Here is a 9808-nt window from a genome sequence, read left to right as displayed (position 1 = left end):
CTCCTCCAGGTTCGGCACGACCCCGGGGAACGGGTGGGTGTACGTCTTCTCCTGCCCCGCCAGCGTCCGGTAGCGGAACGTGACCGGCTTCCCCCGGGTACCGTACAGCAGCACGTCGATCTGCTCGGGCGACAGCCGCCCGATGGGCTTGCTCGGGTCGATCCCGTACTCACGGCACGCCGCGTGCAGCAGGGCGTGCAGCCAGCGGCTCCCGTTGTCGGCCCAGGGCAGGATCCCGCCGTCGACAACGCTCTTCGACCGGTCCAGCACCAGCTCGGGGTCCACTTCCATGCGCACCCCTAGCCCGCTGCACGTCCGGCATGCGCCGTACGGGCTGTTGAACGAGAACATGCGCGGCGAGATCTCTTCGAAGCTGAAGCCGCAGTTGGGGCAGGCGAACTTCTCGCTGAACGTCAGCGTCTCGCCGCCCACCACCTGCACCATCGCGATGCCCTCGCCCCGGCGCAGTGCCGTCTCCACCGAGTCGGCCAGGCGGCTCGCCACGTCGGGCCGCACCACGATGCGGTCCACGACCACCTCGATGGTGTGCTTCTTGTTCTTGTCGAGCTCGGGCACCTCGGTGACGTCGTAGACCTCGCCGTCCACCTGCACCCGCACGAACCCGTCCTTGCGGATCTCCTCGAAGAGCTTCCGGTACTCGCCCTTGCGCCCCCGCACCACCGGCGCCAGGATGATGGCACGACTTCCCTCGCCCAGCGCCAGGATCTGGTCCACGATCTGCTGCACCGTCTGCTGGGCGATGGGCTGCCCGCAATTCGGGCAGTGGGGCCTGCCGATGCGGGCGAACAGAAGGCGCAGGTAATCGTAAATCTCCGTGACCGTGCCCACCGTGGAACGCGGGTTCTGGCTCGTCGTCTTCTGGTCGATGGAGATGGCCGGCGAGAGCCCCTCGATGAAGTCCACGTCCGGCTTGTCCATTTGCCCGAGGAACTGGCGCGCGTACGCGGACAGCGACTCGACGTAGCGGCGCTGCCCTTCCGCGTAGATGGTGTCGAACGCCAGCGACGACTTGCCGGACCCCGACACCCCGGTGATGACCACCAGGCGGTCGCGGGGGATGACCACGTCGACGTTCTTGAGGTTATGCTGACGAGCGCCCTTGATGACGATGCTCTTCGAGCTCAACGCGAAGGACCCTTCCAGCCGGGCACCCGGGGGCGAGGGCATGGGGATCGCGCTGACTGACCGTCAGTCGGTCCAGGGTACCACGCCCCGCGCCCGTGCCCGTTGCGCCAAGTCATGCCGGAACGTACCCGAGAAGCTCCTGCCGCAGCGCCTTGATCTGGTCGCGCAGCTCGGCCGCCCGCTCGAACTCCAGCTTGCGGGCCGCCTCGTACATTTCTTCCTCGAGACCCCGGATGAGAGCCGCCAGCTCTTCAGGTGCCATCTCTTTGGCCTTCTGTTGCAGGCTCTTGAGCGTGCGGCCCTTCTCCTGGTCCTGCTCGGCCCGCCACGCCTGGACGATGTCGGTCACGGCCTTCTCGATCGTGCGCGGCACGATGCCGTGCCTTTCATTGTACTCCAACTGCAGCCGCCGGCGCCGGTTGGTCTCGTCCAGGGCCCGCTGCATCGACTCCGTGACGCTCTCCGCGTACATGACGACCCGGCCCCGGACGTTGCGGGCGGCGCGCCCGATCATCTGGATGAGCGAGGTCTCCGACCGCAGATATCCCTCTTTGTCGGCGTCGAGGATGGCTACCAGGGACACCTCGGGGAGATCGAGCCCCTCCCGCAGCAGGTTGATCCCAACCAGCACGTCGAACTCGCCCAGCCGCAGGCCCCGCAGGATCTCCACCCGATCCAGCGTCTCCACCTCCGAGTGGAGGTACCGCACCCGTATGCCCATGTCGGCGAGGTAGTCGGTCAGGTCCTCCGCCATCTTCTTGGTCAGCGTGGTGACCAGCACCCGCTCGCCCCGGCCGACCACTTCCCGGATCTCGTGGATGAGGTCGTCGATCTGCCCCTGGATGGGCCGCACCACGACCTCGGGGTCCACCAGCCCGGTGGGCCGGATGACCTGCTCGACGACCTGCTGGCTCTTCTCCCGCTCGTACGGTCCCGGCGTGGCCGACACGAAGATGGCCTGGTTGATGTGCCGCTCGAACTCCTCGAACTTGAGCGGCCGGTTGTCCAGCGCCGACGGCAGCCGAAAGCCGTGGTCGACCAGCGTCTTCTTGCGGGAGTAGTCGCCGTTGAACATCCCGTGAAGCTGCGGCACGGTCTGGTGCGACTCGTCGATGAACATGAGGAAGTCCCTCGGGAAGTAGTCCAGAAGCGTCGTCGGCGTCGAACCCGGCGGCCGGCCGCTCAGGTGGCGGGAGTAGTTTTCGATGCCGTTGCAGTACCCGACTGTCGCCAGCATCTCCAGGTCGAAGCGGGTGCGCTGCTCCAGCCGCTGCGCCTCCAGCAGCTTGCCCTGCGACCGGAAGTGGGCCAGGCGCTCGTTCAGCTCCTCCTCGATGGTGACCAGAGCCCGGTTCAGCTTCTCCTCGGTGGTCACGTAGTGGGTGGCGGGGTAGATGGTCACCGTCTCGGGTTCCTGCAGAACCTCGCCGGTCACCGGGTCAAGCTCCAGGATCCGGTCCACCTCGTCACCGAAGAACTCGATGCGCAGCACGGTCTCCGAGTAGGCGGGGTAGACCTCGATGGTGTCACCCCTCACCCGGAACGTGCCCCGCTTGAAGCCGATGTCGTTGCGCTCGTAGTGGACGCCCACGAGCCGCCGCAGGATGTTGTCCCGGTCCCGGAAGTCGCCGTGGCGCACGCTGAGGGTCATTCCCACGTAGTCGTCCGGCGAGCCCAGGCCGAAGATGCACGAGACGCTGGCCACGATGATGACGTCCCTGCGCTCGAACAGGGCGCTCGTGGCCGCGTGCCGCATGCGGTCGATCTCGTCGTTGATGTTGGCGTCCTTCTCGATGTAGGTGTCCGTCTCGGGAACGTACGCCTCGGGCTGGTAGTAGTCGTAGTAGCTGACGAAGTAGTGCACCGCGTTGTTGGGGAAGAACTGGCGGAACTCGTTGGCAAGCTGGGCCGCAAGCGTCTTGTTGTGCGCGATGACGAGCGTGGGCTTCTGCACGCGCTCCACAATCTTGGCCATGGTGTAGGTTTTGCCGCTGCCCGTAACGCCCAGGAGGGTCTGGTACTTGAGCCCCTCTAGCACGCCGCGGCTGAGGGCCTCGATGGCCTTGGGCTGGTCGCCGGCCGGCTCGAAGTCCGCCACGACCTGGAAGCGCCCCGGGAGCTCTTCTGTCCTGACGACCGCCTCCACCAGATCACGCGGCGCCGGCAGCCCCTGGCTTCAGCCACGGGGAGGAGGCGCCGCTCCCTCCCTGCAACGTGTAAGCGTACCCGCGCCCTTCCGGGCACCCCCTCAGGGGTCTTCAGCCGTGGGGTGGCTGAAACACACATTCGGGTTCTCGGGCGATTATACCATGCCCCCACCCCGTCCGGAACCGAACACCACGTAGTATCCGCCCAAGAACCGCGCCGCCTCCCGAACGCTGGCCGCCTCGCCGGGTGTCAACGGCTCCTGAACGTTCCAGTCCTGCTTGCGGATGAACCCGGCCAGCCGCCCGGCCAGGTCGACCGCGTAGGCGACCGTCAGGCGAACAATGGCTTCAGTCGATGCCCGCGAGGGAACGGCCTCGGCCTCAGCAGGTCGCACCGAGGCGTTGTGTCCGGTTGTGCCGGCCACGATGCCCGTGGCTGCCCGGTCGAGCGCCAGTCGCTGTAGTAGATGGGGAAAGCAAAACGGCCCCCCGGACGTCCTGAGGAGCCGGCTCTGCGTGGCGGCCTCTTCCTCGCACCGCGCGCACCGCAGCGAGTGCACTTCGCCTGCGAGCACCGCGCGGCGCGCCGCCCCAAGCCAGCCCTCGGCACCTGGCGCATCCGCCAGATGCGCCGGGCACAGGGTGATGCCCGGGCCGGACGCTGCCTCCGTCAGGGGCAGGGCCGTCGAGGAGCGCCCCCTGGCGAGGGCGGAGCAAACCGGGCAATGGGGCGGGGTGTCGCCTGGCACAGCACGCCTGTCATGGGTCACCGCTCCGACTACAAGAGGCCTTGGCAGCAGGAGCCGGTAGAGAACGGCCTCTCCGAGCCCGGCCGGACCTGCCGCGCAACGTTGCAGCCTGGCTACGAGCCATCCTTCGAGCCGCGGGGGGGCCGGGGCTTCGCGGATCGCCCGGGCCCATCCCCAGGTGGCATGTCGCGGCCGCCCTCGTGACGCCAGCGCCTTGCTCAAGTGAGCCGGGCACAAGCACCAGCGGCCCGCACTGCGCTCCGGGGCACGAGCACCGCCGGTCTGGCCGAGGTCCGGCGCCCCTGCCTCGTCCCGGGCCCGTTCCATCAGGCGAGCGAGATACGTCCCCTCCGCGGACGTCTCAAGCCTGCAGGCCGGGCAAGCATCCCGGCGCTCGGCGACGCGGGCCCCACCGGTTCCCTTCAGCACTGCAAGCCCATTCGACGCCCCGGCCCCGCCCAGCACCTCGACGATGCGGGTGATGATGTCCTGGAATAGAATGGCCAGCCCAAGGACGTTTCGCGTCTGGGTCTGCTCGACGTGCACCAGGGTCCACGTATGCCGCGGGCACAGCCCGAGGCTGGTTCGCAGTTGTTGGCGGACACCGGTGTCGTTGACCAGTTCCCACAGAAGCACATCGAAGTACCGCTCCACGGACCGCTCTACCAGCCTGCACGCAGGGCAGCCCGGCTCGCGCAGCGCCTCCTCGATCGCCGCGTCCACCACGTCGGCCACGCGCCTGCGGCCGCCGTTCATCCGGCTGCCTTCACCTGCCCGCCCGCAATCCCGTCCAACGACCCTGGCACCGGAACGGGAACGGCGCTGAGGATGTCCCGAACGATCTGCTCCGGCCGGGTTCGGGCCGCCCAGAGTTCAGCCTTGAGCACCAGCCGGTGCGCCAGAACGTCTACAGCCACCGCCTTGACGTCGTCCGGGATCACGAACGCTCGCCCGCGCACGGCAGCCAGCGCCCGCGAAAGCTGCATGAGCGCCAGCCCGGCCCTCGGCGATGCCCCCACCTCCACCGACGGGTGGCCGCGGGTCGCGCGGACCAGGGCCACGATGTACTGTTGCACCGGAGCGCTGACGTGGACACCTTCCACGAAGCGCTGCATCTCCCCAACCTCCGCCTTCGTGGTGACCTGGGGAACGACCACGGCGTCCCGCGCGCGTTCGAGCCGCCGGCGGAGAATCACCTGCTCCTCCTCAGGGTCGGGGTAGCCCAGGGAGACGCGCATCATGAACCGGTCCAGCTGAGCCTCCGGGAGGGGGTAGGTACCTTCGAACTCGATGGCGTTTTGGGTGGCGACCACCATGAAGGGCTGTTCCACCGCGAAGCGCTCGCCCTCCACCGTCACCTGGCGTTCTTGCATGACTTCCAGCAACGCCGACTGCGTCTTCGGGCTGGCGCGGTTGATCTCGTCGGCCAGCACCAGGTTCGCAAAGACAGGCCCCGGCCGGAATTCGAAAGTTCCCATCGTGCGGTTGTACAGGTAGCCGCCCGTAATGTCTCCGGGCAGCAGGTCAGGGGTAAACTGGATGCGCTGGAACCTCAACCCGAGCGCCTGTGCGAGCGAGGTGCAAAGCAGCGTCTTGCCAAGCCCGGGGAAATCCTCAAAAAGGATGTGACCCCCCGCAAGCACGCTTGCGACGACCTTTTCCAGAAGTTCATCCCTGGTGACGATGACCGCTTTCAAAGCTTCCAGCACATCTCTTACCAGCCGGTTCACCGTGCGAGTCTCCATATCGTTCCCCCTGCACCATGCTCAAGATACCCCGCAGCCCGGCAAGCAGCGCCAGCGCTGCAAGCAGGTAGAGGGGCCAGAGTAACCGGACCCGGACGGCGCCAACCAGCGAAGCCAGGGAGGCGCCGGCGGCGGCATACCCCAGTGCCCGAAGGGCCGCCAGGCCCAGGGCCCTCCGTACGGGCCGCATCGGCCGCCAGGCCTCTCGCGGCGCCACGCCGCTGTCCCGAAGGAGGGCGTACAGTTCGGCGACCTCCCAGTAAAACACCAGCACCCCCGCCCATGCCGCCGCCTGGACGACCGGCAGCTCGCCCCACGCCAGCGCCCCGATGAGGGCGATTGTCCAGACCCAGGACGAGGCGGCTGCCCAACGCCGGCCTCCCGAGGCAATGGCTGTCACGAGTACGCCGAGCCCCACCAGCTCTACCGCCAGCGCGAGCCCCTTCAGGGCCTGCCACGAGCCGAGAAAGGCCCAGGTTCTCCAGGCAAACCCGCCCGAAATGACGGTCATGACCAGGATCAGTTCCGCCATGGGACGCCTGCTCCCGTCCGGTTGGAGGGTAACCTCGCCAGCACGGGATCGAGCGGGTGCTCCCCATTCCATTGCACGCATCGCACGCCGGCGCGCCGCAGCCGCCGGACTGCCAGCTCCTGCTCGAGCCTCCACAACTCGAGGGCGACCTGCCGTTGTGGGGAGCGTGAAGCCCACTGCCACAGCCGGAGCGCCGTGTTGAGGTGAACCAGAAGCACCGGGTGGCCGCGCCGCCCCAGGTCCGTGAGGGCCAGCGAAGCCCTGGCATCGAGAAGCGGACTCACTGCCACGACTGCCGATTCCGCGGGCAGGATTGAATCGGGCAGGCCGTCGAGGCTCAACGCGACGTAACTTTGCATAGCCCGGACGCCGGCCAGGTAATCCAGGATGCGGCGCAACTGCAGCGCCCCCGAACCCGGCTTGAGCCAGCCGAGAGTACCCCCGTAGACCAACACGCCGACCCGGTGGCGTGTCCGGAGCAGAAACTCGGCCACAGAGACGGCCGCTTCCAGCGTCAGTTCCAGGGTCGAACTGCGGCCGGCCGGAGCATCGACGAGCGCGTCGACGAAGATGACGAACGTCGCGTGGCGCTCTCGAAGCCGTTGGGCCACCATCAGGTCGTCCCGCTTCAGCGTCCAGCGCCAGTGAACGTGCCGTGGCGAGTCGCCGGCGGCAAACGGGCGGATACCGGAAAACTCGTATCCCCGCCCCGGCACGGGAGACGTGAAGTCGCCGGCCAGGATGAACGGGCGGGATCTGGGAGGCCCCCACCTGCAAAGCGGCACGAGCCTCGGCTGGACCTGACAGCAAGCGTCATTGTTCGGCTCCGCTTGCGGGCCTCTACGCGGCGCGAAGGCCCACGCACCGTCGGGGGCAATGGCCACGCCTGAGGGCGTACCGACGGAGTGGAGCCCTCGGCATCGGGCGACCAGCGGAATGGTAAGACGAACCGGCCTGTCCGGGCGCAGTTCCACCACGACGGGTCGGGCCTTACGAGCTTCAAACGCCGGTGTGACATCGAGGCCGGCGACAACCAGCGGGAGCCAACGGTCCGACTCGAGCGTCAGCGAGGCCAGGACGCCGTCGCCGACCCTTGCCACCCGGCGATCTACCGAAACCTCAACGGAGAACCGGGGCCGGCGGGTCAGCACCAGGGGCACCGCCAGGGCCGCCGCAAGCACCCAAAAGGCCGTTTCAAGAGCGGCCGGGCGCTGCGCGAACCGGGACCCGACCAGCATGAGGGCGCCAATGATCGCGTACGAGGCCATACGGGGCAGCAGAAACGCATCCACAGCTTACCCGTCCCACCGGCGGCGGATCGCGTCGGCGACGGCACGAACCCGAGCAGGCGTTGGAGGGAGGCCCCGCGCCAGTTCTGCGGCCGCGGGCCCCATGAGTTCGGACGCCAGGGCCTCACGGCGGCCCGGATCCTGGTTTGGCGTGAAAAGACGAGGCCGTCCTGAGGGCCTCTCCCGGGCAATGGCTATCAGCCAGTCGACCAGCGCCCCGTTGAACTGAACCGGATTCGTCATGGCCCATTGCGCCAGCTTCAGGCGGGCCTCGACCTCCTCCGGCACCCCGTGTCCCTGCGCCGCCCGCCTGGGCGGGCGCCGATGCGCGCCGCGCGGCCACCCGACCGGCAGTCTCCGCGCGTACCCGAAGGAAAACCAGAGCACAACGAGGCCAACGCCGAGCCGCAAAGCCAGTTCCGGCAAGTCACCCCCCGGCCTCATGGTGCCGTTTGGCGCCTCCCCGGCGGGCAGTACGGCTGCCCGAAGATGCTTTGGAAGATGGTTTGTGTCATTGCGGCCGCCCCTGCTGAAGGAGCTCCCAAAGCCGCCTCACCGCCTTGACCGCTTCAACCTGATCGGATGGCCCCACGGGTCCTGAGCCGTAAGCGGCCTTGCAATAGAGGTGGGCGAGACGGTCTGCCTCCGCGGTTTTTCGGATGACGGCCGGGCAACCGGCTGCCAGATACTCCGCCGGTGTCTGCGAGGGTGGCCGGCGCTGTCCAAGCCCGCCGGTAATGAGCTCGAGCAGATGGAAGGCTGCCATGACCGCCTCTGTCGGGTCGTCCGCGCGTGCTACGGCTTCAGCCAGGCGTTCAAACTCCGCGGCGCCCATCCCGGCATCGTTCGCGCCCGGCCGTGCCGCGACCAGCGGGGCTGTGTCGGAGGAGTCCCCAGAGCGGGAGTCTTCCGCTGCCCTCCTGCGCAGCCTGGCCATCACCGGCAGCGCCGCGGCACCCAGCAGGATTGCCCCGGCGATCCAGGCGTCCGCCCAGCCGGAAACCCCCTTAGCCCCCGTCGCGGCAACCTGTCCCGGCCGTCCGGTGATGTCGCCTGGCTCGATCCCCGCCTCGGAGACCGCCGGCGGGAGTTGGGCCGGCAACGACCCGCTGTCGCTGCCGCCCCGCTCGCTGAGGAGCCGGTAGCCCGTCAGGGAAATTCCCATCAGCATGCCGGCCACGAGCGCGTAGGCCCACCAGGGGGTGGGAGGCTCTTCTACGACCCGGACCCACCCCGGCTCCCCCTTGCGCCGGCGACGGCGGGGTGCGAGGGCCCGCAGGAAGGCTGCGATGCCCGCCGCAGCCCCCGCGCATAGCAGGACGACCGCCCCGGCCGGCAGCCTCGATACCGTTTGCCGCATCCAGGCGCCCGGCGAGCCCGGGTGCACAGCCCTGCCGAACTCCGGCTCGGCGGCCAGCAGCAGGGCGGCCCCGGCTCCCGCCAGCGCCAGGGCTGTCAGCGCCTTGACCGACCGGGCTTTCACGGTATGGTCACCCCTCCGAGCCGTCCGGCGAGCCCACAGATGCACGCGGCGCAAGCCCGGTGGGCAACTCGACGGTTACAGACAGTTGCTGGTGCTCGCCGGACAGCAGGGGAGCCGTGTGGCGCTCACAAAGCGCCGTGCTTTTGAGCCGGATCAGGGTCGGCGCCCGCCGGGTACCCGGCATCTCTCATGGGGCCTCCTCCCGGGCAGGAGAGGCCACACAATAAGAAAGGCCCCTACCCGCCTTTGTTCGGTAGAGGCCATCAGCCCCCGCCAGCCGTCCGGGGGCGGTTGAGAGGCGAGCCTCATCGCCTGGGCAGCCATCGCCGCCGACTTGATCTTACAGGGGTCACGGGCCCGCCGTCAACGTCGTACAAGCCTCTCGAGTCACCTGCCGCCCGCAAGCCCTTCCCGGGATGTGCCGGCCCTGCTCTTGGACCCTCTTGCCCGGGCAAACCGCCTCGTGGTATAAACGCTGCAGCGGTGGTGGAGTCCACCGGGGCGGCCTTGGTGGCGCCCAAACCGCGGCAACGCCAATGACTCCTGTCCGTGCCGGCGCGCGGCCAGGGGTCTTTTCATGTCCCGTGGCCGTCGCCGGCCCAATACGCCCGGCGACGGAGGGACGTCAATTGGAAAGCGCGTGGGTTGCCGCGTCGGTCTGGATGGCCCTTGCTCTGCTCGCCAGCGTCGTGTCGATTCGCCTCGTCATCTCGGTCG

The 9808-nt window shown here is 68.5% G+C and carries 9 protein-coding genes and 1 riboswitch; all 9 genes read right to left on the bottom strand.

Features of this window, described 5'->3' with window-relative positions; all coding sequences use genetic code 11:
* Positions 1 to 1146 (bottom strand): excinuclease ABC subunit UvrA (locus AB1609_08575; GenBank protein MEW6046523.1); only part of this gene is annotated, 1146 nt, incomplete at its 3' end.
* 112 nt (positions 1147 to 1258) lie between these two features.
* Positions 1259 to 3292, bottom strand: a complete 2034-nt coding sequence (gene uvrB / locus AB1609_08570) for an excinuclease ABC subunit UvrB (GenBank protein MEW6046522.1) — start codon at positions 3290 to 3292, stop codon at positions 1259 to 1261.
* A gap of 156 nt (positions 3293 to 3448) precedes the next feature.
* Positions 3449 to 4798 (bottom strand): hypothetical protein, encoded by a 1350-nt coding sequence (locus AB1609_08565; protein MEW6046521.1) that lies wholly within the window; start codon positions 4796 to 4798, stop codon positions 3449 to 3451.
* Positions 4795 to 5787, bottom strand: a complete 993-nt coding sequence (locus AB1609_08560) for a MoxR family ATPase (GenBank protein MEW6046520.1) — start codon at positions 5785 to 5787, stop codon at positions 4795 to 4797. The genes AB1609_08565 and AB1609_08560 overlap by 4 nt, the downstream gene beginning before the upstream one ends.
* Complete coding sequence (locus AB1609_08555) at positions 5711 to 6319, bottom strand: hypothetical protein (protein ID MEW6046519.1); 609 nt, start codon at positions 6317 to 6319, stop codon at positions 5711 to 5713. Before AB1609_08555 ends, AB1609_08560 begins: the two co-directional genes overlap by 77 nt.
* On the bottom strand, positions 6307 to 7611 hold the full coding sequence (locus AB1609_08550) for a DUF58 domain-containing protein (protein MEW6046518.1): 1305 nt from the start codon (positions 7609 to 7611) through the stop codon (positions 6307 to 6309). The genes AB1609_08555 and AB1609_08550 overlap by 13 nt, the downstream gene beginning before the upstream one ends.
* 3 nt (positions 7612 to 7614) lie before the next feature.
* A complete protein-coding gene (locus AB1609_08545) occupies positions 7615 to 8052 on the bottom strand; it encodes a hypothetical protein (protein MEW6046517.1) in 438 nt (145 codons plus the stop codon).
* Positions 8053 to 8119: 67 nt separating this feature from the next.
* Positions 8120 to 9091 (bottom strand): DUF4129 domain-containing protein, encoded by a 972-nt coding sequence (locus AB1609_08540; protein ID MEW6046516.1) that lies wholly within the window; start codon positions 9089 to 9091, stop codon positions 8120 to 8122.
* A gap of 7 nt (positions 9092 to 9098) precedes the next feature.
* Positions 9099 to 9275 carry a hypothetical protein gene (locus AB1609_08535; GenBank protein ID MEW6046515.1) on the bottom strand — a complete coding sequence of 59 codons (177 nt, stop codon included), beginning with the start codon at positions 9273 to 9275 and terminating at the stop codon, positions 9099 to 9101.
* Between the two features lie 63 nt (positions 9276 to 9338).
* Positions 9339 to 9413, bottom strand: a riboswitch (Fluoride riboswitch).
* Between the last annotated feature and the right edge of the window lie 395 nt (positions 9414 to 9808).

The organism is Bacillota bacterium (assembly GCA_040754675.1).
Lineage (GTDB): Bacteria > Bacillota > Limnochordia > Limnochordales > Geochordaceae > Geochorda.
Note: the sequence above shows the minus strand (reverse complement) of the source record. Positions and strands in the feature narration are given on the sequence as shown.

What these genes read in the sequence shown, in the direction of transcription:
- AB1609_08555 (MEW6046519.1), bottom strand. Translation starts at nt 6,319, where the DNA reads ATGGCGGAACTGATCCTGGTCATGACCGTCATTTCGGGCGGGTTTGCC.
- AB1609_08535 (MEW6046515.1), bottom strand. Translation starts at nt 9,275, where the DNA reads ATGCCGGGTACCCGGCGGGCGCCGACCCTGATCCGGCTCAAAAGCACG.
- AB1609_08560 (MEW6046520.1), bottom strand. Translation starts at nt 5,787, where the DNA reads ATGGAGACTCGCACGGTGAACCGGCTGGTAAGAGATGTGCTGGAAGCT.
- AB1609_08565 (MEW6046521.1), bottom strand. Translation starts at nt 4,798, where the DNA reads ATGAACGGCGGCCGCAGGCGCGTGGCCGACGTGGTGGACGCGGCGATC.
- AB1609_08545 (MEW6046517.1), bottom strand. Translation starts at nt 8,052, where the DNA reads ATGAGGCCGGGGGGTGACTTGCCGGAACTGGCTTTGCGGCTCGGCGTT.